Origin of the sequence: Dyella sp. GSA-30 (assembly GCF_027924605.1) — a bacterium.
Taxonomy (GTDB): domain Bacteria; phylum Pseudomonadota; class Gammaproteobacteria; order Xanthomonadales; family Rhodanobacteraceae; genus GSA-30.
The window spans coordinates 1,406,056-1,430,807 of record NZ_AP027042.1; the positions used below are offsets into that span (position 1 = coordinate 1,406,056).

At 63.2% G+C, this 24,752-nt stretch carries 23 protein-coding genes; 8 read left to right on the forward strand and 15 right to left on the reverse strand.

Features of this window, described 5'->3' with window-relative positions:
• Positions 1 to 39 precede the first annotated feature (39 nt).
• The 3 genes from QMG46_RS06190 to rpsU form a co-directional block, all read right to left on the reverse strand.
• Positions 40 to 210, reverse strand: a complete 171-nt coding sequence (locus tag QMG46_RS06190) for a DUF1328 domain-containing protein (RefSeq protein ID WP_281851615.1) — start codon at positions 208 to 210, stop codon at positions 40 to 42.
• A gap of 146 nt (positions 211 to 356) precedes the next feature.
• Complete coding sequence (locus QMG46_RS06195) at positions 357 to 803, reverse strand: GatB/YqeY domain-containing protein (RefSeq protein WP_281851616.1); 447 nt, start codon at positions 801 to 803, stop codon at positions 357 to 359.
• 188 nt (positions 804 to 991) lie between these two features.
• On the reverse strand, positions 992 to 1,207 hold the full coding sequence (gene rpsU / locus QMG46_RS06200) for a 30S ribosomal protein S21 (RefSeq protein ID WP_014404075.1): 216 nt from the start codon (positions 1,205 to 1,207) through the stop codon (positions 992 to 994).
• 110 nt (positions 1,208 to 1,317) lie between these two features.
• Between rpsU and tsaD the strand changes: the two genes are divergently transcribed.
• The 4 genes from tsaD to QMG46_RS06220 all read left to right on the forward strand — a co-directional run bounded on the left by tsaD (position 1,318) and on the right by QMG46_RS06220 (position 4,181).
• Complete coding sequence (tsaD, locus tag QMG46_RS06205; protein WP_281851617.1) at positions 1,318 to 2,361, forward strand: tRNA (adenosine(37)-N6)-threonylcarbamoyltransferase complex transferase subunit TsaD; 1,044 nt, start codon at positions 1,318 to 1,320, stop codon at positions 2,359 to 2,361.
• 46 nt (positions 2,362 to 2,407) lie between these two features.
• A complete protein-coding gene (folB, locus tag QMG46_RS06210; RefSeq protein ID WP_281851618.1) occupies positions 2,408 to 2,767 on the forward strand; it encodes a dihydroneopterin aldolase in 360 nt (119 codons plus the stop codon).
• 4 nt (positions 2,768 to 2,771) lie between these two features.
• The gene (gene folK, locus QMG46_RS06215; RefSeq protein ID WP_281851619.1) at positions 2,772 to 3,257 is read left to right on the forward strand and encodes a 2-amino-4-hydroxy-6-hydroxymethyldihydropteridine diphosphokinase; all 486 of its coding nucleotides are present in this window, start codon (positions 2,772 to 2,774) and stop codon (positions 3,255 to 3,257) included.
• A gap of 66 nt (positions 3,258 to 3,323) precedes the next feature.
• Positions 3,324 to 4,181 carry a DUF6159 family protein gene (locus QMG46_RS06220; RefSeq protein WP_281851621.1) on the forward strand — a complete coding sequence of 286 codons (858 nt, stop codon included), beginning with the start codon at positions 3,324 to 3,326 and terminating at the stop codon, positions 4,179 to 4,181.
• A gap of 261 nt (positions 4,182 to 4,442) precedes the next feature.
• Here the strand turns inward: QMG46_RS06220 and QMG46_RS06225 are convergent, their stop codons facing one another.
• Together QMG46_RS06225 and QMG46_RS06230 are read right to left on the reverse strand one after the other, a co-directional pair.
• Positions 4,443 to 5,189, reverse strand: a complete 747-nt coding sequence (locus QMG46_RS06225) for a pteridine reductase (RefSeq protein WP_281851622.1) — start codon at positions 5,187 to 5,189, stop codon at positions 4,443 to 4,445.
• Positions 5,190 to 5,259: 70 nt separating this feature from the next.
• On the reverse strand, positions 5,260 to 6,090 hold the full coding sequence (locus tag QMG46_RS06230) for a hypothetical protein (protein ID WP_281851623.1): 831 nt from the start codon (positions 6,088 to 6,090) through the stop codon (positions 5,260 to 5,262).
• 229 nt (positions 6,091 to 6,319) lie between these two features.
• Here QMG46_RS06230 and QMG46_RS06235 point away from each other — a divergent pair, with 229 nt between their 5' ends.
• Positions 6,320 to 8,494, forward strand: coding sequence for a TonB-dependent receptor (locus QMG46_RS06235; RefSeq protein WP_281851624.1), 2,175 nt, complete (start codon positions 6,320 to 6,322; stop codon positions 8,492 to 8,494).
• Positions 8,495 to 8,599: 105 nt separating this feature from the next.
• Positions 8,600 to 9,805: a class I SAM-dependent methyltransferase gene (locus tag QMG46_RS06240; RefSeq protein WP_281851625.1), complete on the forward strand. Its 1,206-nt coding sequence runs from the start codon at positions 8,600 to 8,602 to the stop codon at positions 9,803 to 9,805.
• Between the two features lie 9 nt (positions 9,806 to 9,814).
• Here the strand turns inward: QMG46_RS06240 and QMG46_RS06245 are convergent, their stop codons facing one another.
• From QMG46_RS06245 to QMG46_RS06260, 4 genes are all read right to left on the reverse strand, one after another.
• Positions 9,815 to 12,031 (reverse strand): YfhO family protein, encoded by a 2,217-nt coding sequence (locus QMG46_RS06245; protein WP_281851626.1) that lies wholly within the window; start codon positions 12,029 to 12,031, stop codon positions 9,815 to 9,817.
• Positions 12,032 to 12,083: 52 nt separating this feature from the next.
• Complete coding sequence (locus tag QMG46_RS06250) at positions 12,084 to 14,090, reverse strand: LTA synthase family protein (protein WP_281851627.1); 2,007 nt, start codon at positions 14,088 to 14,090, stop codon at positions 12,084 to 12,086.
• Positions 14,091 to 14,190: 100 nt separating this feature from the next.
• Positions 14,191 to 15,423 carry a multifunctional CCA addition/repair protein gene (locus QMG46_RS06255; RefSeq protein WP_281851628.1) on the reverse strand — a complete coding sequence of 411 codons (1,233 nt, stop codon included), beginning with the start codon at positions 15,421 to 15,423 and terminating at the stop codon, positions 14,191 to 14,193.
• A gap of 24 nt (positions 15,424 to 15,447) precedes the next feature.
• Positions 15,448 to 17,541, reverse strand: a complete 2,094-nt coding sequence (locus QMG46_RS06260; RefSeq protein ID WP_281851629.1) for a transglycosylase SLT domain-containing protein — start codon at positions 17,539 to 17,541, stop codon at positions 15,448 to 15,450.
• 453 nt (positions 17,542 to 17,994) lie between these two features.
• Here QMG46_RS06260 and QMG46_RS06265 point away from each other — a divergent pair, with 453 nt between their 5' ends.
• Complete coding sequence (locus QMG46_RS06265; RefSeq protein WP_281851630.1) at positions 17,995 to 19,620, forward strand: glycoside hydrolase family 17 protein; 1,626 nt, start codon at positions 17,995 to 17,997, stop codon at positions 19,618 to 19,620.
• Here the strand turns inward: QMG46_RS06265 and QMG46_RS06270 are convergent.
• The 5 genes from QMG46_RS06270 to QMG46_RS06290 all read right to left on the reverse strand — a co-directional run bounded on the left by QMG46_RS06270 (position 19,519) and on the right by QMG46_RS06290 (position 23,360).
• Positions 19,519 to 19,932: a hypothetical protein gene (locus QMG46_RS06270; RefSeq protein ID WP_281851631.1), complete on the reverse strand. Its 414-nt coding sequence runs from the start codon at positions 19,930 to 19,932 to the stop codon at positions 19,519 to 19,521. The two genes, QMG46_RS06265 and QMG46_RS06270, sit on opposite strands and share 102 nt — an antisense overlap.
• Positions 19,929 to 20,729 (reverse strand): endonuclease/exonuclease/phosphatase family protein, encoded by an 801-nt coding sequence (locus tag QMG46_RS06275; protein ID WP_281851632.1) that lies wholly within the window; start codon positions 20,727 to 20,729, stop codon positions 19,929 to 19,931. The genes QMG46_RS06270 and QMG46_RS06275 overlap by 4 nt, the downstream gene beginning before the upstream one ends.
• 110 nt (positions 20,730 to 20,839) lie before the next feature.
• Positions 20,840 to 21,502 (reverse strand): thiol:disulfide interchange protein DsbA/DsbL, encoded by a 663-nt coding sequence (locus tag QMG46_RS06280; RefSeq protein ID WP_281852824.1) that lies wholly within the window; start codon positions 21,500 to 21,502, stop codon positions 20,840 to 20,842.
• Positions 21,503 to 21,608: 106 nt separating this feature from the next.
• A complete protein-coding gene (locus tag QMG46_RS06285; protein ID WP_281851633.1) occupies positions 21,609 to 22,478 on the reverse strand; it encodes a thiol:disulfide interchange protein DsbA/DsbL in 870 nt (289 codons plus the stop codon).
• Between the two features lie 84 nt (positions 22,479 to 22,562).
• Positions 22,563 to 23,360, reverse strand: a complete 798-nt coding sequence (locus QMG46_RS06290; protein ID WP_281851634.1) for a c-type cytochrome — start codon at positions 23,358 to 23,360, stop codon at positions 22,563 to 22,565.
• A 108-nt stretch (positions 23,361 to 23,468) separates the two neighbouring features.
• On the opposite strand from QMG46_RS06290, the gene yihA reads away from it, so the two are divergent.
• On the forward strand, positions 23,469 to 24,113 hold the full coding sequence (gene yihA, locus QMG46_RS06295) for a ribosome biogenesis GTP-binding protein YihA/YsxC (protein WP_281851635.1): 645 nt from the start codon (positions 23,469 to 23,471) through the stop codon (positions 24,111 to 24,113).
• An 81-nt stretch (positions 24,114 to 24,194) separates the two neighbouring features.
• On the opposite strand, the gene QMG46_RS06300 is transcribed toward yihA, so the two are convergent.
• On the reverse strand, positions 24,195 to 24,692 hold the full coding sequence (locus tag QMG46_RS06300) for a free L-methionine (R)-S-oxide reductase MsrC (protein WP_281851636.1): 498 nt from the start codon (positions 24,690 to 24,692) through the stop codon (positions 24,195 to 24,197).
• Positions 24,693 to 24,752 lie beyond the last annotated feature (60 nt).

Here is a 24,752-nt window from a genome sequence, read left to right on the forward strand (position 1 = left end):
GTAGCGCTGCCCGGACTGAGTCCGGGCAGCGCTGTATCGTCAGACCAGATGGACGATGCCGATCAGGCCCAGCAGGATGACGAGGAAGATGATCACGAAGATCACGAACAGCACCTTCGCGATCGTGCCGGTGACGCCGGACAAGGTGCCAAAACCCAGCCAGCCTGAAATCAGCGAGATGATGGCGAAAATAATGGCCCACTTCAGCATGCGTATAGCCCTCGGTGATGTTGCGAGCCTCACTTTGTAGAGGCCGCAACGTGAAGGCGCCGCATCATCGGGGCATCGGCCGACTCGCTGTTTAATCGCGGTACGGCGCGGTCAGGAGCGCGTGAACGCCGCGTTCCCGGGCGAGATCAGCCGGCCAGCTTGGCCTTGATGCGTCCCGACACCACGGCCATGTCGGCCCGGCCGGCGGCCTTGTCCTTGACCACGCCCATGACCTTGCCCATGTCCTTGGCCGAGCTGGCGCCGGTGTCGGCAATAGCCGCATCGATCAATGCATCGACTTCCGCCTCGGTGAGCTTGGCCGGCAGATACGTCTCGATGATGGCCATTTCGGCGCGTTCAACGTCGGCCAGGTCGGTGCGGTTGGCGGCATCGAACTGGCTCACGGAATCGCGTCGCTGCTTGAGCATTTTCTCAAGTACGGCAAGGACCTGGATGTCATCCAGCTCGATGCGCTCGTCCACTTCGCGCTGTTTGACGGCAGCGAGGATCAGGCGCACGACGCCCAGCTTGTGCTTGTCGCCGCCGCGCATCGCGGTCTTCATGTCTTCGGTAAGTTGCTGCTTGAGGGACATGTCGTGCTCCTGGTATCCGGATTCGGGCGATAAGGAAATGCAGAAAGCCGGCGTTGCGCAAGGCAACGCCGGCTGGTGCAAGTGCTGAACGCAGCGGCGGCGGAGTTAATCGCGCCAAGCTGCCAAAGCTACCTGGGGGCGCTGGGAAGCGCCAGGGCTGGCATCACGCGGATGCCGGGCCAGGTAACTCAGTACAGGCGGGTACGACGCGAGGTGTCACGCGACAGGCGGCGCAGATGGCGCTTCACCGCGGCGGCACGCTTGCGCTTGCGCTCCTGGGTCGGCTTTTCGTAGAACTCGCGCTTACGAGTCTCGGCCAGGACGCCGGCCTTTTCGCAGGTGCGCTTGAAGCGACGCAGGGCAAGCTCGAACGGCTCGTTCTCGCGGACTTTTACGCTGGGCATGGAAACTCCGAATATGACTAGGTACTGCCCGTGGAATTGGGCGAGCCGCAAAGTATAGCCGCGCCAGGGCGGCTGCGTAAAGTCGCTCGCTCCCCGTTAGACTGTTGGGCATGTCAGCGCCCAATAAACCCATCCTAGGCATCGAGACCTCCTGCGACGAAACCGGTGTGGCCCTGCTGCGCTGGGAGCCGGAAAAGCCGGGGGAGGGCCTGCTGGCCCATACGCTGTATAGCCAGATCAAGCTGCACGCCGATTATGGCGGCGTGGTGCCCGAGCTGGCCAGCCGCGATCACGTGCGCAAGCTGTTGCCGCTGGTGCGCGAGGCGCTGGCCCAGGCCGGTTTGACCCCCCAGGACCTGGGCGGCGTGGCCTATACCGCCGGGCCGGGGCTGGTCGGCGCCTTGCTGGTCGGTGCGGCGGCTGCGCGGGCCATGGCCTGGGCGCTGGGTGTGCCGGCTATCGGCGTGCACCATATGGAAGGTCATCTGCTCGCCCCCTTGCTGGAGGACGATCCGCCCAAGCCGCCGTTCGTCGCCCTGCTGGTCTCGGGCGGGCATTCGATGCTGGTCGAGGTCAAGGGCATCGGCCAGTACCGGATCCTGGGCGACACGCTGGACGACGCGGCCGGCGAAGCGTTCGACAAGACCGCCAAGATGATGGGCCTGCCCTATCCGGGTGGCCCTGCGTTGGCGGCATTGGCGCAGCAGGGCCAGCCTGGACGGTTTCGCTTTTCGCGGCCGATGACCGATCGCCCCGGGCTGGATTTCAGCTTTTCCGGCTTGAAGACGCAGGTGCTGCTGGCCTGGCAGCAGTCGGACCAGAGCGAACAGACCCGCGCCGACATCGCGCGCGCCTTCGAAGAGGCGATTGTCGATACCTTGATCATCAAGTGCCGCCGCGCGCTCGAAGCGTCCGGCGCCAGGCGCCTGGTCATCGCTGGCGGCGTCGGCGCGAACAAGCGCCTGCGCGCCGAGCTGGCTGCCGCTGGCGAGAAGGACGGTTTTCGCACCTATTTCCCGCGCCTGGCATTCTGTACCGACAACGGCGCGATGATCGCGCTGGCCGGTGCGATCCGCCTCGCGCACGGCCAACATCAGGACGAGACCGTGCAGGTCTTTCCCCGTTGGGATCTGGAAAGCCTGCCGGCGGCCTGATCGTTACGTACTTTCCTGTTCACCATTGACGGTTGATTGTTCTCCCATGGATATCGTTTTCATCGAAGACCTGCGCATCGAAACCGTGATCGGTATCTACGATTGGGAGCGTCGCGTGCGCCAGACCTTGTCCTTCGACATCGAAATGGCCTTCGACAACACACGTCCGGCGGCGAGTGACGATATCGCCCATACGCTCAACTACAAGGACATCTCCAAGCGGTTGATCGACTATGTCGGCAGTTCCAGTTTCGGACTGGTGGAAACGCTGGCCGAACGCTGCGCGGAAATCATCCGCAACGAGTTCGGCGTGAGCTGGGTGCGATTGAAGTTGTCCAAGCCCGGCGCGGTACGTGGCGCACGTGCGGTAGGCGTGCGCATCGAGCGCGGTACGCGTCCGGTCTGAGGCGATGGCGCGCGCTTATCTGAGTTTGGGCTCCAACCAGGAGCCGCTGCGCTACCTCAATGCGGCGCTCGCCGAGCTGCGCGAGCGCTTCGGTGACATCGTGGTATCGCCGGCGTATCGCAGCCGGTCTGTGGGTTTCGATGGGGCGGACTTCGTCAATCTCGCGGTCGGAGTGGATACGGATCTGTCGCCGCAAGCCTTGAACGACTGGCTGCATGCGTTGGAGGATCGTCACGGTCGCCGCCGCGACGTGCCGCGCTATTCGGACCGCACGCTCGATATCGACATCGTGTTGTATGACGATCTCGTGATGAACGGGGATGGTCATTTGCAGCTGCCGCGCAAAGAGTTGAAACATGCCTTTGTGCTGCGGCCTATCGCCGATATCGCGCCGATGCTGCGGCACCCGCTCAGTGGCGACACCATGGCGGCGCTATGGTCGGCGTTCCTGGCCGATAGCGAGCCGCTGGAGCGCATTGAATTGAGTTGAACCTGCACTGTCGCTGCCTATGCGCCGGTGATAAAAAGCCAATCACAGACAAGGAGGAGGGGGACGATGGGCAAGTTTGCGCGTAGTTGGGCCTTGATGAAAGCGAGTGCGAGTGTATTGCGCTCGGACAAGTCGCTGATGATGTTTCCGTTGCTGTCGGGTCTTTGCAGCCTGGTGGTCGCGGCCAGTTTTCTGATCCCGATCGCGGTGACGCTGGGCATCGTGCATCACGCAACCGCCAACGAGACGCGCGGGTTCTCGCTGGCTGCCTACCTGGGCATGTTCGTGTTCTACCTGGTGCAGTACTTCATCATCATCTTTTTCAACACCGCTCTGGCCGGTACGGTGCTTGCGCGCCTTCGCGGCGAACCGGCGACGATGTCGACTGGCTTTGCCGTAGCACGCTCGCGTTGGGGCAGCATTCTTGGCTACGCCATGATCGCCGCAACCGTCGGTTTGTTTCTGCGCGCATTGCAGGAGCGCCTGGGTCTGGTCGGCAGGATGATTGCCGGCCTGTTCGGTCTGGCCTGGACGGTGGCGAGCCTCCTGGTCGTGCCGGTGCTGGCCAGTCAGCAGGTGGGGCCCATGGATGCAGTTTCCCGTAGCGTGGCCCTGCTCAAGCGTACCTGGGGCGAAAATCTGATCGGCCAGGGTGGTATCGGTGTGGTGTTTAGTGTGGTCACCGTTATCACGACATTTGCATGCGGCTTGCTGGTCGTAGCGGCAATCACATCGCAATCGATGCCGGCCATTGTCGCGGCGATTGCCCTGGCGGTCATCGGCCTGATCACGCTGGCGCTGGCGCACTCGGCGCTTCAAGGCATCTATGCGGCGGTGTTGTATCGCTATGCCGAGAGCGGTGAAGTCGGCGGCGGTTTCGAGCCGAAGCTCCTGGAGCAGGCTTTTCGCGTAAAGGCGGACTGAAAAGCGGCCTGCTTTGCAGGCTACTGCGGTTGAAGGGAGCCTCGAACAACCTCAGTTTTGATTGTCGTCATCCCGGCGTAGGCCGGGACCCAGTGGCATCGGTTTTCAGTTTTCGCAATAGGGCTGACCTACGCAGGTCCTCGCGACAACCGATCACAAAGCCACTGGGTTCCGGCCTGCGCCGGAATGACGAATAGGTAGGGTTTTCCGAATATCTCCGAAGTCGCCCATGTAGGAGCGGCTTCCACCGCGACCCACAGCCTAGACCGAAAGCGTCCGCCCACCATCGATGCGAATGATCTGCCCGGTCACAAAAGGCGCATCGCGCAGTAGCCATAACACGGCGCTGGCCACATCATCGGGACTACCCGCGCGTTTGAGCGGCGTGCGTTCGAGCATCGCCTGTTTATCGCCATAGGCCTTGCCTTCGCTCGGCCACATCACCGCGCCGGGTGCTACGCCGTTGACGCGTATCGCCGGCCCGAGATCCAGTGCGAGCGAGCGCGTCATCGCTTCCAACGCAGCCTTCGCCATGCAATACAGCGTGTGGTTGGCAAGTGGGCGTTCGGCGTAGATGTCGACCAGGTTGACGATGGCGCCACTGCGCTCACGCAACGCCGGCACCGCTGCCTGAGCGAGAAAGAAAGGCGCCTGCGCATTAGAAGCGAACAGTTCCTGCCACTGGGCCGGCGTCGCCGTGCCGATCGGTGTGGGGTAGAACGCCGACGCGTTGTTGATCAGTGCATCGAGCCGGCCATAGTGGGCGAGTACTTCGTCGACAAGCCCGGGCAGCCGGTCGAGCTCGGCCAGTTCGGCCTGGACGCAGAGTGTGCTGCCGGCGCGCGCTTGTTCCAGCGATTGAGCCAGGGCCTGAGCTTCTTCGCGCGAGCGGCGGTAATGCAGTGCGAGATCGTAACCGGCGCCGTGCAGCACGCGCGCGATCGTCGCGCCCACGCGTTTACCCGCGCCTGTGATCAGGACGACAGGGCGGTCGTGACGTGGGCTCATGCGACGGTTCCTGGCTTTTTCGATGATTGCTCCAGCTTGCCGCAAAGCGATGCGTGCGTCATCTCGCGGCTCAGGTTTTCCGGGGTGCCGGGCGCTTTTTTGCCGCGACCTTTTTCACGGCTTTCTTCGCCGCTTTCTTGGCGACACTGCTGCTCTTGGTGGCCGTCTTCCTGGCGCTGTCGATCACCTTACGGGCCGTGCGGCTCACGGCTTTGCTGGTGGCTCGGCGCGGGGACTTTTTTTTTACGGTGTCGGCAAATTCTGCGTCGTCCGCGACGCCATCGACCTCGATATCGCCACTGAACATCTCGATCGCGGTCTTAGCCACCTGTCCGGTGTCGTAATAGGCATAGGCGCCGACACCGAGCGCGCCGACGATCGGCAGCCAGCGCGAAATACCCTTGCCGACCGCGCGTTGCGTGATTGACGTGCCAATGCGTTTGGCCACGCGTTCGGCAACGGCATAGGACATGCGACGAAACAGCAGGCGGTCGCCCATGCGCACCACCAGGTCGCGAAACGCCTGCGCGGCGGTATGGCGAAACAGGCACCAAAGCATCTGTTCGCGCCCCAGCGCCGCATGCTTGCCGTAGGCGGCGGCGATATCGCTGACCATCTGCGCCTGGATTTTCCAGATCGCTATCAGCTCCGGCAGGATGGTGAGCCAGCCCAGCGGACCGGGCGGCAGGGCTAGCGAGCCTGAGGTCAGCGCCGCGCGTTGGGCGGCCCGACTGGCCAGGCGGCGCGCTTCGGTTTCCGGATCCTTGGCGCCGCCGATGCGGCTGTCGGGGATCTGGCTGACGAAATCCAGGATGGCGCGGGTGACCCGGCTCTGCTCGGCTGGTTCCACTACGGCGGGGAGCTGATCCCCGGACACATCCTTCGCTGAGCGTTTTGCCATGACAACTCCCTTGGAAACGTCGGCTGGAGAGCCCGCCGACAGAGGCTCAGTCTATGGATGACAGGTGAAGTTGGCCTGACGAGGGAGGGAGTGGCTAGCCGCAGCTACTTGCGGCGACGGGCATGACTTATGGGGCAGGCACTGGCTGCTCCGTAATGGCAATGTTATAACGTATCGAAAATAAAACATTGTCCCCCGACCGCCTACTGTCACCTTGGATCGCCTCTCGATGAAACTTTCCCTGCTTGCCTTGAGCTTGGCTGCTGCGCTGGGCGCGGCGCCGCTGTACGCCACCGATACCCCCGCTGGCGCCAATGCCCCGTCCCAGGGCGCGGACAACGACACCACCCCGCAAGGCTCGCGCAACAAGCCGGCCAACAAGGTACAGAACCTGGGCGCGATCGACGTCACGGCGGCTCTGGACCAGGCGCGCAACTCGCTGTCGCCGGACACCGGCAGCAGCCAGTACGTGATCGACCAGAAGGCCATCGCGGCTCTGCCGCTGGGCGCATCGACGCCGCTTAACCAGGTGCTGCTGCAGGCGCCGGGCGTGGTGCAGGATTCCTATGGCCAGCTGCATATCCGCGGCGATCACGCCAACCTGCAATATCGCGTCAATGGCGTGCTGATTCCCGAGTCGATCTCCGGCTTCGGCCAGACGTTGGATGCGCGCACGATCAAGGAAGTGAAGCTGATCGACGGCGCGCTGCCGGCTCAGTATGGCCTGCGCACCGCGGCGGTCGTCGACATCACCACCAAGAGCGGCCACGACCTGGGCAACGGCGGCAGCGTCGGCGTCATGGGCGGCTCGTTCGGCACCTTCAATCCGAATGCATCGATCTGGGGCAGCACCGATCGCTGGAGCTACTTCCTCACGGCGAACTATCTGGAAAACGATGTCGGCATCGAAAACCCGACCTCGAGCCGCACGCCGATCCACGACCACACCAACCAGGTGAAGGGTTTTGGCGATATCTCGTATCTGATCAACGACACGACGCGCCTGAGCTTCATGTTCGGCGTGAGCAACAGCCGCTTTCAGATTCCGAACAATCCGGACCAGACGCCGCAGTTCGGCTATCTCGACACGGTCGATTTCAATTCGGCCAATCTCAACGAACAGCAGCAGGAAAAGACGCGCTTCGGCGTGCTTGCGCTGCAGGGCAAGATCGGCGAGACCGCCTATCAGGTGTCCGCCGGCCAGCGTTACAGCAGCGTCAACTTCACTCCGGACGCGATCGGCGACCTGATGTTCAACGGCGTGGCTGCCGATATCAATCGCACCAACCGTGCCAGCACCTTGCAGGCGGATTTCTCCACGCCGCTGGGCGATAGCCATACGCTGCGCTACGGCATCTACGGTTCGTTCGAGCACGGCAACATCAACAACAATTCGCTGGTGTTTCCCGCCAACGACGATGGCAGCCAGGCCAGCACCACGCCGATCGGCATTCTCGATGACAGCCGCCTGATTGCGCGTACGTATTCGGCCTATGTGCAGGACGAGTGGAGCGTGACCGACAAGTGGACGATCAACTACGGCGTGCGCGGCGACAAGTACCATCTGTTCCGCGATGAAAGCCAGTTGAGCCCGCGCCTGGGACTGGTCTATCAGGCCACGCCCGATACCACGCTGCACGCGGGTTACTCGCGTTACTTCGTGCCGCCGGCTACCGAAATCATTTCGACCACCAATATCGCCAAGTTCGCCGGTACCACCAATCAGCTACCGAGCGATGGCAACAATACGGCGCTGTCCGAGCGTTCCGATTACTACGATGCGGGCGTGTCGCAGAACATCGGTCCGTTGACCCTGGGCCTGGATGCGTACTACCGCAAGGTCAGCCGCTTGCAGGATGAAGGTCAGTTTGGCGCGGCGCTGGTTTACTCGAACTTCAACTACGAGTTCGGTCGCATCCGCGGTGTGGAGTTCACGGCCAACTTCGACCAGGGCCCGGTCTCGGCATACTTCAACATGGCGTACAACCGCGCCATGGGCAAGCGCATCATCACCGGCCAGTACAACTTCAGCCCGGACGATCTGGCGTATATCTACAACAACTACATCCATCTCGATCACGACCAGAAGCTGACCTCGTCCGGCGGCGTCAGCTACGCGATCACTGGCGATACCAAGGTCGGCGCCGATTACATCTTCGGTAGCGGCCTTCGCTCCGACGGTGCCGTGCCGAACGGCTTGTCGCTGCCGTATTACTTCCAGCTCAACTTGAACGTCTCGCACGATTTCAACTTCGACAGCACCGGCACGTTGCACACGCAGCTGGCACTGATCAATGCGCTCGACCGTACCTACGAGCTGCGCGACGGTACCGGCGTGGGCGTGGGCGCCCCGCAGTTCGGTCCGCGCCGCGGGCTGTACCTGAGCGTGCAGAAAGACTTTTAAGCGCAGGAAAGCTTGAAAAGGCGTGAGAAGTGAGAGAGGGTCGGTACCCACTCGCTTCTCACGCCTTGTTTCTTACCCCTTCCGTGGTCGGCTATCCTTTGGCCGATGAATCCCACCGTATCTTCCCGCCTCCCTTCGCCCAGCGCCGACGAGCGTGAGCATTCCGATCGTCTGTTGAGCCTGCTGCGCGAGCAGATCGCCGCGCACGGGCCGATGCCGTTTGCGCAATACATGGAGCGCTGTCTGTATGCGCCGGGCCTGGGCTACTACAGCGCTGGCAAGACGAAGTTCGGTGAAGCCGGCGATTTCGTCACGGCGCCGGAACTGGGCGAGCTGTTCGGTCGCTGCGTCGTAGCCGCTACGCAACCGGTCCTGGCGACGTTAGGCGGCGACGCGGACTTTCTGGAACTGGGTGGCGGTAGCGGTGCGTTCGCCGAAACCGTGCTGCGTGCGTTTCATGCCAGCCAGTCGCTGCCACGTCGCTATCTGATTCTCGAGCCGAGCGCCGACCTGCGTGATCGTCAACGCGAACGTCTCGCAGCCGCGTTGCCCGCCGAGGTTTTCGAGCGCGTGCAATGGCTGGATCGGCCGCCGGAAGAAAGCTGGCGCGGCATCCTTTTTGCCAACGAAGTGATCGACGCCTTGCCGACGACACGCTTTGCGATGCGCGGCGGCGAGGTCTACGAAGAACATGTCGTGCTCGATGGCGAAGGTCGCCTGATGCGCAGCGATCGCCCTGCCGATGCGTTGGTGAGCGGCGCCGTGCGCCATGTCGAACGCGACCTGGGTGCTGAATTCACCGACGGCTATCGCTCGGAAATTCTGCCGCAACTGCCGTATTGGATTCAGGCGATCGCCGGTTCGCTGGAAGCGGGCCTCATGTTGTTCATCGATTACGGCTACGTGCGCCGCGAGTTCTATCTGCCCGAGCGTAACGATGGGACGCTGATGGCGCACTACCGGCATCGTGCGCACAACGATCCGTTCTATCTGCCAGGCCTCAACGATCTCACTGCGTCAGTCGATTTCACTGCGCTGGCCGAGGCGGGCAACAGCGCCGGGTTTGGCGTTGCCGCGTATGTGCCGCAGTCGACTTTCCTGATCGGAGCGGGGTTGCAACAGGCGTTCGAGGACGCTTATGAGCAAGCGGCCGACGAAGCCAGCCGTTATCGGCTTGCACAGGAAGTGAAGCGGCTGACGTTGCCCGATCAGATGGGCGAGCGTTTTCAGGCGATGCTGTTCGCCAAAGGCATGAACGTATTGCCGCTGCCGGCCGATCTATTGAGCGCGGACCAAGCCGGGCGCCTGTAGCGAGTCGGCTCAACGTCGCCGCAAGGCGTCGGCCACCATGTTCCAAGGGTGGAAACTGAAGGCCAGTGTGTGTTCGCCCGCGGGAACACACACCGCGCGAAACATACCGTTGGCACGATGAATGCGCAGGGGCGTAGCATCGACTTCGGCAGTCCATCCAGGGAAATCCAGCTCGCTCATGACGAGCCAGCCGGCTTGCGCCGTTCGCACGTTCAAGGCGATGTGTGTCGGTGTTGCCGTCGCGGTTTGAACCTGCACCTGACCCACGCAGCGTTCCTGATCCGTGCGTGCGAGCGCTTCATCGGCAGCGTCTCGCGGTGTGAGCAGGACAAGCTTGGTGAAATCCGCGGTGGCGAAATCATTCGGCGTCGGTGAGGTCGTCACCTGAGCCTGCAGTGGCGTCAACAGTCGCGGTAGCGCCGCCTGGTTGCGCCACACTTCGCTGTGAGAGCCTGAGAACACCCGCTCGTATCCCGTCGGAGCTGTCCATGGTGGCGCATGTTCCGATGTGTTTCGCACCAGATATTTGGTAGCGAGCAACCGGGTCAATGAGCTGCCCGAATCGAGATTGAAGGGCGTGGATGGGCGCGGCAGGTTGCCGTTGTCGCGCGCACCGTACCAGCGGTCGTACAAGGCGTAGCGCAGCGGGTTATAGCCCTGGGTCGATTGAAAATCGCGCAGCACGACCAGGTTGTCCCAGAAGACGCTGGCATCGACAGGTTCGATGCGTGCAGGCAATGCACCCGGCGTATCGTGAAGCTGTGTCGCGAGATAGTTGGCGGCATCATTGCGCAGGAAAGCACGTGCCGTGTCGTTGGTTTCGTTGAAGCTGCCATTGAGGCTGAAGCAGCGATAGTCGATCACCATGACGGCCAGCATGGCGACGAGCACATGCCGGATATCGCGCTCCGTCTTGCGCAACCACCAGCAGGCGATCGCCGCTGCGATGGCGGCTGACAAGGTGGCCGGTTGCCAGCGCGCATTGTCGGCGCGCATCGACGCGCTTGCCACCAGCAACCAGACGATGGCGATGCCGAGCATCCAGATAATCGTTTTACGGGATTTCAGGTCGACGTGGCTTGCCGCCATGCCGATAACGAAAGCGAACGCCATGTTGAGCAGGTAGGCCGCATCCGCCGGCCGGCGAAACTGTTTGATTCCCGGCAACCAGGCATACAGCCAACCGTAGAACGGGGTGTGCAGGCCGAACATGTACAAGGTCGCCAGCAACGCCACCACCGCGAAGAACAGCAGCTGACGACGTTGCTGCCGGTCGCGCCATGCAGCGCCCAGGCCGCAGAGCATCAAACTGGGGAGGGCGCCCAGATAAAAATACGCCTCGATCCCGGACGACGGGCCGTTATAGGTGCCCCGCAAGGCATGCAAGGCATTGGGAACGATCAGCGTCAGGAAGGCACGCATGTCCAGCGAGGCTACGCGTGATGCCTCGAGCGGCAGCTCGGCACGGTTGGACAGCGCCACGAAGGCGTAGCTGAGCAGCAATTGCGGCAAGGCCATCGCCAATGCGACCAGACAAGCCAGCGCGCTGCCGGCAAGCCAGTGCAGCCGGTCGCGCCCCGAGTAGCTTCGCCAATGCGCCGCGCTTGCAGCTATGGCGTAGGCCATCAGCATCAGCGCTAGCAGATAAGTCAGCTGTACCAGGTGCGTCAGCATGGCGCCGGTCGCCAGGCCCAGCAGCAGGCCGTAGCTCCAGCGAGGGCGGGCGACGAATACCTTCAGCGCGAGCAGCACGACAGGAGCATAGGCGTATGCAAGCACGATCGGCACGTGTTCGAGCCGCGATGCAGCGACGCCGCCGGCCATGAACACGATCGCGCCGATCAATGCCCCCGCCGAGGTGGCGCCCATGCGGCGCAGCACTGCCAGGCAGGCCACACCGCCCATCAGCACATGAAGAAGAACACCCCAGGCAAACCAGCTCGCGCCGGGTGATGAAGGGATCATCATCCAGGCCATCAGCAACGGCGAAAACAGCATGCCCTGCGGGTCGGCGATCTGCGGGTAACCCGCATAGATATGCGGATTCCACCAGGGCGCCATGCCATGGCGCAGGCTATGCGCGTTGAAATAGACCGTGGGATAGAACTGGTCGATCGCATCCCAGGGCAGAATACGTCCGCCGAGCAACGTGGGCAGGTTCAGCAGCAGCCACACGAGAACCAGCAGGACGCCAGCCCTGAGCAAAGGGTGTTGCCGCCACGTCACGCTAACGCCTTATCTTCCCCTGAAAGGCGTTAGCGTAAGCGATTGGCCGCAGTTAGTGCACCGTCGACGGGACTGCCGGGCTACTTTGAGACGGTGCCACCTCGGGTTTGACCGCCGTGCTGTCTTCCGGCTTGCGCACCATCTTGCCGTGTTTGAACAGATACGCGGCGACCTGGTAGAACGCCGTCGCTTCATCGACCTGCTTCTGGTCGATCGGCTGGATCGGCGTCGCATCACCGGTGTCGAAGTTCGGGTGCACCTGCTCCAGCTTGCGCTGCGGTTCGAGCACCGTCAGTACGTCGCCCTTGAGGTAGCCGAGCTTTTCGTAGGTGGCGGGGAAGGCGCGTTCCTGCCCGGCCGGCAGCTGGAAGATATCCGCACCGAAGAAGCGGCTGCGGTAGCTGAAGTTGAGCAGGCCAAGCACGGTCGGGGCGATGTCGATCTGCGCGGTCAGCTGCTTCACGTGCTGGGGCTGGATATGCTTGGGCGCATAGATCCATAGCGGGATGTGATAGCGGTTGATCGGCACGCTGCTGCGGCCCGCGCTCGATGCGCAATGATCGGCGGTGATTACGAAGATGGTGTCGTCGAAATACGGCTTGCTACGCGCGCGATTGATGAAATCGGCAATCGACCAGTCCGTATAGGCCACCGCGCCTTCGCGCGTACCGTTGCGCTCCTTCACGCGCCCGGCCGGGAAGGTGAAGGGGCGGTGGTTGGTGGTGGTCATGATGTGCAGGAAGAACGGCTTGCCGGCTGCCTGTGCCTGGTCCATTTGCTTGAGCGCGAGCGTGTAGAGATCTTCGTCGGCCACGCCCCACACGTTTTCATGGTGGATGGTCTGGTCCTTGGTGATATCACCGCGGTCGACCGTGTGGTAGCCGTTGTGGCTGAAGTAGTAGTTCATATTGTCGAAGTAGCCGTAGCCACCGTAGACAAAATCCGACTGGTAGCCGCGATCGTTGAAGATATCGGCCAGCGTGAACAGGTTTTCGTTGTTGTGCGCCTTGATCAACGAGTCGCCCGGCGCCGGCGGAATCGACAGCGACAAGGCCTCCAGGCCACGCACGGTGCGCGTGCCGTTGGCATAGAGGTTGTCGAAGAACATGCTCTGTTCGGCCAGCGCGTCGAGATTGGGCGTGATGTTGCCGTGGCTGCCGCCGAAGTGCTGCAGGAAGTCGGCCGACAGGCTTTCCACGCTGATCAACACCACGTTGAGGTGCTTCTCGGGCCCGGCGTGACGGATCTCGCGGGTGAGATCCTGCGGGTCGTCAGTGAGATAGGTGGCCTCGGGCGTCTTGATCATCTCGCGCACGTCCTTGAAGGCCTGATCGTCGGGCAGCGTGCGATAGAAACGCGCGTAGTCGAGATGGCTGCTGCGGAAGGCGGCAAAGAACTCGTAGATGCCGTTGCCCGACAGTTCGTTGACGTAGGCGTTATCGAGACGGTCCTTCAAGGTGCCCTTGACCGCGACCACCGAAAGCACGGTGAGCACGAACCACACCAGCACCACCTTGCCGCGTTGCAGGAAACGCGTGCCGCCATCGCTCGCGCGCAAGCCGCGGCGGGTCACCCAGACCACGATGATGGCGGCCAGCGCGAGCAGGGTGAGCCAGCGGCCGATCGGATAGGACTCGCGGATATTGCCGATCACCTCGGTCGTATAGACCAGGTAATCCACGGCGATAAAGTTGAAGCGCGTGCCGAATTCCGCCCAGAACGTCAGCTCGGACGCGCCGACGAACATCAGCCAGAACAGCAGCACCAGGCCAAGGATGTACAGGACCCACTGTCCTGGCCGCGACACATAGGCACGTACCGGCATCAGCCAGAGATACAGCAGCAGCGGCCAGGCGACGTAGAGCAGGGTGATCAGGTCATAGCCCAGGCCGATGCCGAACGCGTACAGGTAATACAGCGGGTTGAGCGGTACGCCGCTACCGGACATCGCCAGCAGGATGATGCGGGTAATCGCGCCGAGGACGACATAGGCGATACCCAGCCACCAGAGGGGCTTGAAACGCTGGCGCAGGGGCGATGGCGAAGGATTGATCGGCACGGGTGGCTCCGGAAAACGCCCAAAATGACAAAAAGGTGAGTGTTATAAAATAACACTTGTTGTTATACACCGGGGCGCGCGGCGTTGTCTTTCGCTTTGCTTACTGCGCGGTACTTTGTTTGACCTGGCCGATCGCGGTGCAGCGGGCTTGCTCCATGGCTTCCCCGATGGTGGGCCCACTTAGTCCACGGGCGACGAATTCGGCCGCAGTGACGCCGGCTGCGGCGGCCCTGGCCTCGCGCAGGTATGCCGCCTGCGGATAGGCATCGTTCTCATGCTCCAGCCGCCCGCGTTTGTCCGCCTCACAAGCCGTCAGAAAGACCTCCAGGCGCTCGGGGCGTCGCAGAGCGTCCAGTGAGGTGAGCAGTTTCAGGATGGTGGCCGGTCTGAGCTCGAACGCACGATGGGCGTTGAGATGCTCGCGGCATACGCTCTCGGCCAGCGCGGCATATTCGGTGGGCACTTTCAGCCGCGCGGCGAGCACCCGCAACGGCTCGATGCCGTTGTGCTCGTGCATCAGGTGGCGTGGCAACACATCGGCCGGCGTCAGCGCCTTGCCCAGGTCGTGAGTCAATGCGCAAAAGCCGACCAGGTCGTTACCCGGTGCCAGCCTTGCGGCCATGTCCAGCACCATCTCGATGTGAATGCCGGTATCGACCTCGGGATGAAACTCGGCGCGCTGCGGTACGCCGTAGAGCGCGTCGACTTCCGGAAACAGTACCTTCAGTGCACCGGTCTCACGCAGCACGCGCACAAAAGCCGAAGGCTGTGGCTCGCCGAGCGCCTTGCGAGTTTCCTGCCATACGCGCTCGGCGACGAGATGGTCGACTTCGCCCTGTTCGACCATCTGGCGCATCAACGCCATGGTTTCGTCGGCGACAGTAAAACCCAACGGTGCAAAGCGCGCGGCGAAACGCGCGACACGTAGCAGGCGTACGGGATCTTCGACGAATGCATCGGAGACGTGGCGCAGCACGCGCTGCTCGATATCGCGTGCGCCATGGAACGGATCGACCAGCGTACCGTCCTCGCCCTGTGCGATGGCGTTGATCGTCAGGTCGCGGCGCGCCAGGTCTTCTTCCAGGGTGACCGAGGCATCGGCGTGCACAGCGAAACCGTGATAGCCACGGCCCGTCTTGCGCTCGGTGCGCGCCAGCGCGTATTCCTCGCCGGTCTTGGGATGCAGAAAAACCGGGAAATCCTTACCGACGGCTTTATAGCCGAGCGCCAGCATCTCGTCCGGGCTTGCACCGACCACGACATGATCGTGATCGGCCACCGGACGTTGCAGCAGGGCATCGCGGACTGCGCCGCCGACAAGGTAAATACGCATGGCGCGAGTGTGCCAGAGATAGCGTTAGCGCACGCTCGCCGATGGCGCCGGCTGCGCCGAACTGGCACCGGCCGGTGGTTCCAGCGCTGCCGGTGCGCCGTTCGATTCGGCCTTGGCCGGAGCGACGACGGCCGGGCAGGTCACCAGCTTGCGCCGGCTTTGCTCAGTCGGCAGTTGGTAGGCGCCGCCGATTGCCGGCATGCGCTCGGCCAAGGCGATGGCCTTGCCGTTCATGCGCCAATCGTAGATAACCGCAAAGGCCATGACGCGGGCGACGTACTCGCGCGTCTCCTTGAACGGGATGCTCGCCACGAACAGATCCGGCGCCAGACTGCCGCGTGCAGCCAGCCACTGATCGACGCGTGCGGGACCGGCGTTATAGGCCGCGCTGGAGATCCAGGGCGCGCCGTTGAAACGTGCGGCCAGCTGCGCGAGATAGCGCGTGCCTAATGCGACATTGACCACCGGGTCGTACAGACTTTCGCCGCCATTCCAAGGCAGGCCGTTACGCTTGGCTACCAGCGCCGCCGTGCCAGGCAACAGCTGCATCAGTCCGCGGGCATCGGCAGCGGAGCGGGCATCGCTCATCCAGGCGCTTTCCGCGCGCAGGATGCCGTAGGCCCAAGCCGGATCGATGCCGGCCTGTTGTGCCTGCGGTACCAGGCCGTCCTGCCCGGCCAGCGGGAATCGCTGCTCGTAATAGCGCAACGCGTCGCCGCCATTGAGCGTGAACACCGCGCGGTCGTACCAGCCGCGGCGATAGGCCAGATCGACCGCCTGGCGCAACGTATCGGGGTCGGCACCGTCCAGCGCGCGGGACCACTCGCGCCGCGCCAGCTTGGGCAGTCCAACGTAATACAGCTCGAACGCGCGCTGCAGGCCGATATTGGCAAGCAGCGACTGCTCGCGCTGTGGGTTGGCCGGCAAGGTGAGCGGACAGATCGCATAGTTGGTATCGAGCTTGTCGGCCGCGAGAAAACCGAAGTAGGTCGATTCGCGCGCCAGCGGAACGAGCTCGCTTTGCGCCGCTTGGTGGCGATCGAGTCCGTCCAGCGCGCGAGCCTTGAACCAGCGCCATTCGCCGTCGTCACGCTGTGCCTGCGGCATCGCGTCGATCGCGGCGAGCACGGCCGGCCAATCCTGCTGCGACAGGGCGACGCGCACGCGCCACTCGCGACTGGAATCGGTTTGCGCGTCGGTCGGCAGTGCGGCGAGGCGTGCGAGGGCGGTCTCGTCGAAATCGGTGGCGTGAAAGACGGCCAGTGCGTTCAAGATGCGCCCACGTTGTGCGGGGCTGAAGTTGAAGTGGTGCTCCAGCTTTTGCCAACCTTGGTCGGCGCTGCCGGACTGACGTCGGGCAAGTCGCTGCAAAGCGAGCATCGCGGCCTGGCGATGGCGCGGCGTGTCGGGCCAGGTCGCCGCAGCGGCGACGGCGCCGCCGGGATCGCTCAGGGCGCTGGCCAGGCGTTGTCCGGCCTGCTTTTCGCTGTCAGGCAACCACTGCGCAAGCGTAGCGACGGTGCCGCCCTGGTTGGCATCCGCGGCACGATCGATACGGTCCCACAGGCGCGCCGAGGTCAACAGGCCTTGATCGTAGGCGGCGCCAAGCACCGGCTCGCAAGCGGCTGCAGGCAGGCTTGGCTTGGTCCACAGCGTGCCCAGGTCCTTGTCGAAGTCGAGCTTTTCGCCCTTGGACAGGCGCGCCTGTAGCGCATCGCAGCTCAGCGTGTCGTTGATGCCGGGTTGGTAGAGCGCGAGAAAAGTATCCCAATCCTTGCGGCGTGCCAGCTCAAGCAGGAAATCGCGACGCAGGTCGGCGGCGGGGATCAGGTCCGGATAGCGGCGCAGGTAATCCTCGATGGCGGCGCGATCGAGCTGGCGCAGATCGTGCGTGAGCGATGCGGCTTCGAGGTACGGGTACAAGGGATAGTCGTCCAGCCCCCTGGCTTGTTCGCGCCAGGCGTCGCCACCTTGCTGGGCCGTGGCATAGGCTTGCCGGAACGCGGCGCGTTGCGCCTCGCTCGGTTCGTCGGCGAACGCGACACCGGCGAGCAGCAGCCAGCCGGCGGTCAACAAAAGCAGGCGTCGGATTCGAAGCGGCCGTGTGGGTTCGGACATGACTATTCCTTCAGTAATGAACCGGAATGGTAGTTCACACCGGCAAATGCGCTGGAGCGGATGGCAAGCCCATGAAGATAAGCGGTCTTGCGCGACTCGGCGATGAATACGCGGGCGTTGCGAATATATGCGTGGTGAGGGCGACGTCAGTGAGCCTCCAATAACCCTTCCTACTCGTCATCCCGGCGCAGGCCGGGACCCAGTGGCTTTGTGATTGGTTGTCGCGCAAATCATCAAGCATTTGCTCCAGTGCGAAAACCGGCAACCGAAGCCACTGGGTCCCGGCCTGCGCCGGGATGACGACTCGGAGAAACTGAGATTATTCAAGTCCCCCGAAGTCACCCCATAAACTTCGACAACCGTCCAGATCCCTCAAGAAGCGACCACGACGGCAGCGCTGTTAAACTCAGGCGTTAGCCCGGCGTCGCGGTCGGCGCCCTTGATGGAAAGTGCATGCAGCCTTTGTCCCCTCCGTCCTTCCGCTCGCTGTGGCCGGCATGGCTCGCGCTGGTGCTTGCCGCCCTGGCCGGCGCATGGTGGTGGTGGGCTATCGGCCGGCCGGTCGACTTGCCCGATGCACCGACCTCGCGCATTGCCTGCGTTTCCTATGCGCCGTTTCGCATGCCGGGCGAAACACCGTTCGACTTGAACGCGACGATCAGCCCCGAGCGCATCGATGCCGATCTGAAGGCGCTGTCGCAACGCTTCGACTGCGTGCGTACGTATTCGCAAAGCCACGGTCTGGACAAGGTGCCCGAGATCGCCGGCCGCTATCACATGAAAGTGTTGATGGGCATGTGGCTGAGCCGCGAGTTGAAGGTCAACGCGCATGAAATCGAGATGGGCATCGCCACGGCAAAGGCGCATCCGGAGGTGCTGCGTGGCGTGGTCGTCGGCAACGAAGTGCTGCTCCGTGGCGAGCTTTCGCCCAAGGCGCTGGCCGCTTACGCCGCCGAGGTGCGTGCGCAGATTCCGCGTTCCGTGCCGATCACCTATGCCGACGTGTGGGAGTTCTGGCTGCGCTATCCGCAGATGGCCCGTGCGGTCGATTATCTCACCATCCATATCCTGCCTTACTGGGAAGACGAGCCCGTGCCGCCGGAGCACGCGGTACGGCACGTCGCCGACGTATATGCCAAGCTGAAAGCGTCTTTTCCAGGCCGTCAGATAATGATCGGCGAAACCGGCTGGCCGAGTGCGGGGCGCCCGCGTCGCGAGGCGAGTGCGAGCCTGGTCAACGAGGCGCGCTACATGCGCGAGTTCCTCGCCTATGCCGGCAGCGTAGACATGCCATACAACGTGATCGAGGCCTTCGACCAGCCATGGAAGCGGGCACAGGAAGGTACGGTCGGCGGTTATTGGGGCATTTTCGATGTCGACGCCCAGCCAAAGTTTCCGATGAAGGGGCCGGTGGTCGAGGAATCGCACTGGCTATGGGGTATCTACAGCGGCCTGGCCGCAGCGCTGTTGTTCGCACTGGCCGGCAGCTGGCGCAGACAGTGGCGCGGTGCGAACGGTTGGCTCGCCTTGCTGTTGGCCGGCTTTGCCAGCGGCACCGCGCTGGCCTGGCAGTATCGGCAGGCGTTCTATGCCTGCCGCGATCGGCTGGAATGGAGTATTTCGATCGGAGCCTGCGTACTGGCGCTGATCACGGCGATCACCCTGATACGTCGCATCGTCGCGCGGCTGACCGGCACGGCGTCGCCACATAGCGGGCTGCGCTTGCGCTGGTGGCGTGCGGGCTGGATGTTCGCGCTCGCCTTGCTCGGCCTGTTATTGGTGTTCGACGGCCGCTATCGCGATTTTCCGCTGGGACTGTTTGCGCTGCCGTGTATCGGCTATGCCGTGCTCGGTTGGCTCGATCGTGGCCGCAACCTGCTCGCGCCACTGGCCGAAGAGCGCTTTCTGGCGTTCTGGTTGCCGGCGCTCGCTGCCGTGGTGGTTGCGCAGGAGCTGGGGCTCGATACGTCGACCTGGTTATGGCTGGGCTTGAACCTGGCCATTGCGCTGCCCATTCTCATCGGCTGGTTCCAGGCTATTCGCCTGAAGTCGAATCAGCCGCAGGCTGCCGATCAATAGCGCCAATGCGCCGGCTTCATAGCAGTACATCACCAGCGCGATAAAGCCGAGCATGGCCGCAAGACAGGCCGACACCCGATGCTTCCACGCCAGTGCAAGCACGGTGGCGGCCAGCGCGGCATAACCGAGCCCATAGCTGTAGAAGGCGATCACGATGGCCTGGCGAATACCGCACCAGGCAGGGCCGTTGCTTTCTTCGCACAGGTGCGCAAGGTTGGCCGGCTCGATAAACAGATAGCGCACCAGGGCGGCGGCAACGCCAGCCAGCACGATGAGCAGCCACGGAAGGGAGATGCGAAAGGCGGATTTCATCGGCGCAGTTTATGCGCGCGCGGTGCGGCATGGCCAGGCAGGATGATTTCCGCGGCAACCGGCAGATGATCGGAAAACGCTTGCGGCAGTGCCCAGAGCTTGTCGAGCCGGATCGCTTCGGACGTAAGAATGTGGTCCAGCGCCTTGCGCGGTCGCCAGCTGGGGAAGGTCAAGGTGGCCTGCGGTGGCGGCTGCAGCACGGAGTGGCTGAAGAGATAACGCATCTCCGCGCTGTGCACGTCGGTATTGAGGTCGCCCATCAACACGGCGTGTCGATAATCGCGCAGCACCTCGGCAATAAAGCCGAGCTGACGCGCCCTGGCGACGGCACTCAGCGAAAGATGCGCGATCATGATCGCGAGTGCATCGTTGCCTTCACCAAAACGGGCGAGCATCGCGCCACGCCCGGGGACGCGGCTGGGCAACGCGTAATCGAGTACCTGGGTCGGTTCGAGCCGGCTGATCAAACCGTTGGCAGTGTGCGAAAGGCGCGCGATCGGCCGATTGGGCTGGTGGCTCCAGAACGGCATGCCGGCCGTTTCGGCCAGATAACGGGTCTGGTTGAGAAAGCCCGAGCGCAGGCTGCCGGCATCGGCTTCCTGCAAACCGATCACGTCGAACTGTGGCAGCACCTCGGCGAGACGGTCGAGATTGTCCAGTTTGCTGCGCCCAGGCAGCACCGCGTTGATCGAGCGAGTGAAGTACTCGCTATAACGCTGCACGCTGGCGCCGGCGAGGATGTTGCAGCTCAGCAAGCGCAGACGGCGCTCGGCGGGTGGCGGGGCAGGACGGTCCATAGCCATTTAAGTACTCGAGGACGATGACGATCGCCATCGCAAGGTGAGCGTTACGTCAATGCTCACCAACGGTGTGCGAGGCGCGGTGGACGCCTCGCACACGGTGCGGCTTATTTGCCGCCGTTCAAATCGCGCTTGGCCAGCCATTGGGTCATGGCAACCAGCTGATCCAGCGTCTTGATTTCGTTGCTGCGGTATTTGCCGTCGACAACGAGGGTCGGCGTACCGGTGACACCCCAGGACTTGATCAGGTCGAGATCTTTCTTGATCTGCGCCGTCACTTCGTCGGAGCTGGCGATCTCCATGAACTTGGCGCGGTCCACGCCCTGGTGCGCGTAGAAGTCGGCCAGCTCGTCGAGCGTGGAGATCGGGTAGTGGTCGTCGAACTTCGCCTTGAACAGGGCCAGATGCGTCTGATCGACCACGCCCAGCTTCTTGGCGGCGTAATAGGCGCGCGCGTACGGCAGCCATTCGTCGCTGAACGCGGCAGGCAGCAGTTTGAACTCGACGCCTGGCGGCAACTGCTTGCGCAGCTCTTCAGCCTTGGGCGCGAAGTGCGCGCAATGGATACAACCGTAGGAGAACACCTCGACCACTTCCACCTTGCCGCTGTCGCTATAGCGATGGTTCGGCGCGGGGAGCGTCACGTACTCGGTGCCATCCGTGTAGGGGGCTGCCGCCTGATCGCCTGAGTTCTGAGCCGTGCACGCGCTGGTAAGCAGCAGGCCGCCAAGCAGGGTGATCAGCCGCAGACGGGCAAAACGCTTCAACAACATGAAACTCTCTCCATAAGTGTGGCCGCGAGCCACCGGGAATAGTCAGGTCAGCCCGGATCGCCGGGTTTGAGACCGTATCGATGCCATTCGGTTCGATCCGGCCTTACTTGCCAGCCGCTTCCTTCGAGATCAGCCACTGGGCCAGCTCGATCGTCTGCGGATAGCCACCGGCCTGGCTCACGGTGTAACGGTACTTGCCATTGATGACGATCGTTGGCGTCTGCATCACACCGTACTTCTGCACCAGCTCGTCGGCGCGCTTCATCTTGGTGTTGATCGCGAACGAGTTGGCGACCGCGGCAAATTCCTTCGGATCGGCGCCAACCTTGGCATAGACCTTGGCGGCATCGTCGATCGTCGGCAGAGCGTCTGACGGCTTCAGGCCACGGCCGTTGGGGTTTTCCGAGCTCAGTTCCTTGGTCTTCCAGGCGGCGTCGTACATGGCATCGGCGCCCTTGTCGGCCACGCCCAGCGCCTGCGCGGTGAAATAGGCGCGCTGGAACATCGGGAAGTTCTCAGCCGGATTGAACGACACCGGCAGGAACACCAGGGTCGCGTTCGACGGCAGTTCCTTGGCCATCTGATCGACCGTGGTATGGAATGCATTGCACGCCGGGCAGCCGTAGGAGAACACCTCGACCACTTCCACCTTGTTGGTGTCGCTCACCTTGGGCTGCTGCGGTTCGATCAGGTCGTAGTTCTTGCCTTCGACCCATTTGCCGTTGTCGACAAAGGGCGTAGTCGGCTTGGCATCCGCCGCGACGGGGGCGCTGGCCGCTGGCGCCGGCGCGGCGGTGGATGCCTGCGCGGGTGCCGCAGACGTTGCCGGTGTCGGAGCAGCGCTGGCCGGAGCGGCCGGTGCGGTGCTGGCGCTCGGTGCGGGCGACTGTGGAGCACTCGCGTTATCGCTGTCATGGCTGCAAGCGGCGACCGCCAGGACGGCGGCAAACAGGAACGGCAGGCGCTTCAACATGGAAAACCTCATGGAACGAGTTACAGGGGATGGGGCTTAAAACAATATCGCCGGCGCTAGGCCGGCGATAGGTAGTCTAGAGAATTACTTGGTAGCCGGTGTATCGCTGCCGCTTTCGGCCGCATGTAGGCCTTCAACATAACTGGCCAGCGCGGCGATGTCCTTGTCGTCCAGCTTCTGCGCAATGGCCGGCATGATCTTGGCGTGGGCGTCGTCGCCCCAGTTGCCGCCGTCGTGCCAGGCTTTCAGTGTGGCCTGGATGTACTGCGCGTGCTGGCTGGTCAACTGGGCGTAGATCGCGCCCGGATTGCCGCGACCGTCGATGCTGTGACAGGCCATGCAAGCCGGGATGCCACGAGCGGTGTCGCCTTCGCGGAACAGCTTCTGGCCCTGCTCGACCAGCGCTTCGTCGGCGACGCCCGGCAGCGAGGTCTTGCTGGCGAAGTACGCACCGATATCGTGCATGTCCTGCTCGGACAGCGGCGAGGCCATGCCGACCATGATCGGGTTATTGCGCTTGCCGTTCTTGAAGTTCTCCAGCTGGCGCACGATGTACGACTCGTGCTGGCCGGCGAGCTTGGGGTATTGCGCATCGGAGGAATTGCCGTCGATGCCATGGCAGGCACCGCAGGCCGCAGCCTTGCCGGCACCGGCGGCCGCATCGCCGGGCTTCACCGCGGCGGCGGCCGTGGCGGGCGCAGCTTCGGCGGTAGCCGGGGCTTTCGTGGCGGAACTCGCTGCCGCGGCCGGTTGGGTGGCACTGGCAGCGGCGGCCGGTTTGTTGGCTTCCTGTGCAGTCACCACGCCAATGGAGAGCGCAGAGGCGAGGGTAAAGACAACTCCAAGTACAGCGGGCCGAAAACCGACAGGCCGAAAACTCATACACTTGTCTCCCGAAGAACTGCTTTGGCTGCACGGCGCGCAAGTCTTGCTGACCGCAACTGGCAGAAACCTCGGAATTATCACTGCGCCATCGAAGCCGGTCAAACCATGTCGAATCCTCTACAGGGCGCACAGTTCGTGCTGGCCGCCCATCGTGTCCATCAACTGCCGGCCGATAGCGGTGCGGAAGTCGCGTTCGCCGGCCGCTCCAATGCCGGCAAATCCAGCGCACTCAATGCGTTGACGGGGCACCGTGGCCTCGCGCGCACCTCCAAGACGCCGGGCCGCACGCAGCAGATGGTGGCTTTTTCGTTGCCCCCCGTGGCGCAGGGCGAGGGACAGCCATCGCTGGAGGCGCGCCTGATCGACCTGCCTGGCTACGGTTATGCCAAGGTGCCCGAGCCGTTGCGCGAGCACTGGAAGCAGGAAATCGACGCCTATCTGAATCAGCGCAAGAGCCTGCGGGGTGTCGTGCTGATCGCCGATATCCGCCATCCGCTGAAGGAATTCGACCGGATGATGCTGGAATTCTGCTTCGCCACCGGTTTGCCCTGCCATCTGCTGCTGACCAAGGCGGACAAGCTTTCGCGCAACCAGGCCGCGCAGGCGTTGGCGGCAATGCGCAAGAGCTTTCCGGATGGCTTGCACGCCACGGCGCAGATTTTCTCCTCACCTGCCGGCACCGGCGTGGAGGAGGCGCGGGAGGCGGTGATGCGGCTGCTTCGAGAAGGACGAGTTGCGAGCGATGAGTGAAGAGGGGAAGCAAAACCTCCCTACTCATCGCCCGGGCGAAGGCCAGGGCGATGATGAAGACTGAGGTTTTTCGCGATTCCTTTAATGGCTCGCTTTGACCGCTTCCATGAAGACCGCACAAAGCGCCTCCATGCCGGCGCGGTCTTCGTCATCGAAGCGCCCGACCGAGGGGCTGTCCACGTCCCACACGCCGAACAGGCTGCCGTCGGCATTGACCAACGGCACCACGATCTCTGAATTGGACGCCGCATCGCAGGCGATATGTCCTTCGAATTCATGTACGTCGCGAACCAGCTGGGTCTGGCGCGACTCGGCCGCGGTGCCGCAGACGCCGCGGCCCAGCGCGATGCGGATGCAGGCCGGCTTGCCCTGGAACGGGCCGACGACCAGCTCGGTGCCGTCATAGAGATAAAAGCCAGCCCAGTTGAAGTCCGGCAGGCTGTGATAGACGAGGGCGGCAAAATTCGCGGCGTTGGCGATCACATTCGGCTCGCCGGCCAGGATGCCGCGCGCCTGCTCGCACAGGTCCTGGTAGAGCTCGGGTTTGCTGGCGGCGGTGTTGGTTTGGATTTCGAACATGAGTGGGGCCTGGGGATGATGGCGGTCAGACGGTGAAGATGGGATGGGGTGGGGCGAAGT

Excerpts from the sequence above, each read along its gene's own strand:
- QMG46_RS06190 (WP_281851615.1), bottom strand. The coding sequence starts at position 210 with ATGCTGAAGTGGGCCATTATTTTCGCCATCATCTCGCTGATTTCAGGC.
- QMG46_RS06195 (WP_281851616.1), bottom strand. The coding sequence starts at position 803 with ATGTCCCTCAAGCAGCAACTTACCGAAGACATGAAGACCGCGATGCGC.
- rpsU (WP_014404075.1), bottom strand. The coding sequence starts at position 1,207 with ATGCCCAGCGTAAAAGTCCGCGAGAACGAGCCGTTCGAGCTTGCCCTG.
- tsaD (WP_281851617.1), top strand. The coding sequence starts at position 1,318 with ATGTCAGCGCCCAATAAACCCATCCTAGGCATCGAGACCTCCTGCGAC.
- folB (WP_281851618.1), top strand. The coding sequence starts at position 2,408 with ATGGATATCGTTTTCATCGAAGACCTGCGCATCGAAACCGTGATCGGT.
- folK (WP_281851619.1), top strand. The coding sequence starts at position 2,772 with ATGGCGCGCGCTTATCTGAGTTTGGGCTCCAACCAGGAGCCGCTGCGC.
- QMG46_RS06220 (WP_281851621.1), top strand. The coding sequence starts at position 3,324 with ATGGGCAAGTTTGCGCGTAGTTGGGCCTTGATGAAAGCGAGTGCGAGT.
- QMG46_RS06225 (WP_281851622.1), bottom strand. The coding sequence starts at position 5,189 with ATGAGCCCACGTCACGACCGCCCTGTCGTCCTGATCACAGGCGCGGGT.
- QMG46_RS06230 (WP_281851623.1), bottom strand. The coding sequence starts at position 6,090 with ATGGCAAAACGCTCAGCGAAGGATGTGTCCGGGGATCAGCTCCCCGCC.
- QMG46_RS06235 (WP_281851624.1), top strand. The coding sequence starts at position 6,320 with ATGAAACTTTCCCTGCTTGCCTTGAGCTTGGCTGCTGCGCTGGGCGCG.
- QMG46_RS06240 (WP_281851625.1), top strand. The coding sequence starts at position 8,600 with ATGAATCCCACCGTATCTTCCCGCCTCCCTTCGCCCAGCGCCGACGAG.
- QMG46_RS06255 (WP_281851628.1), bottom strand. The coding sequence starts at position 15,423 with ATGCGTATTTACCTTGTCGGCGGCGCAGTCCGCGATGCCCTGCTGCAA.
- QMG46_RS06260 (WP_281851629.1), bottom strand. The coding sequence starts at position 17,541 with ATGTCCGAACCCACACGGCCGCTTCGAATCCGACGCCTGCTTTTGTTG.
- QMG46_RS06265 (WP_281851630.1), top strand. The coding sequence starts at position 17,995 with ATGCAGCCTTTGTCCCCTCCGTCCTTCCGCTCGCTGTGGCCGGCATGG.
- QMG46_RS06270 (WP_281851631.1), bottom strand. The coding sequence starts at position 19,932 with ATGAAATCCGCCTTTCGCATCTCCCTTCCGTGGCTGCTCATCGTGCTG.
- QMG46_RS06275 (WP_281851632.1), bottom strand. The coding sequence starts at position 20,729 with ATGGACCGTCCTGCCCCGCCACCCGCCGAGCGCCGTCTGCGCTTGCTG.
- QMG46_RS06285 (WP_281851633.1), bottom strand. The coding sequence starts at position 22,478 with ATGTTGAAGCGCCTGCCGTTCCTGTTTGCCGCCGTCCTGGCGGTCGCC.
- QMG46_RS06290 (WP_281851634.1), bottom strand. The coding sequence starts at position 23,360 with ATGAGTTTTCGGCCTGTCGGTTTTCGGCCCGCTGTACTTGGAGTTGTC.
- yihA (WP_281851635.1), top strand. The coding sequence starts at position 23,469 with ATGTCGAATCCTCTACAGGGCGCACAGTTCGTGCTGGCCGCCCATCGT.
- QMG46_RS06300 (WP_281851636.1), bottom strand. The coding sequence starts at position 24,692 with ATGTTCGAAATCCAAACCAACACCGCCGCCAGCAAACCCGAGCTCTAC.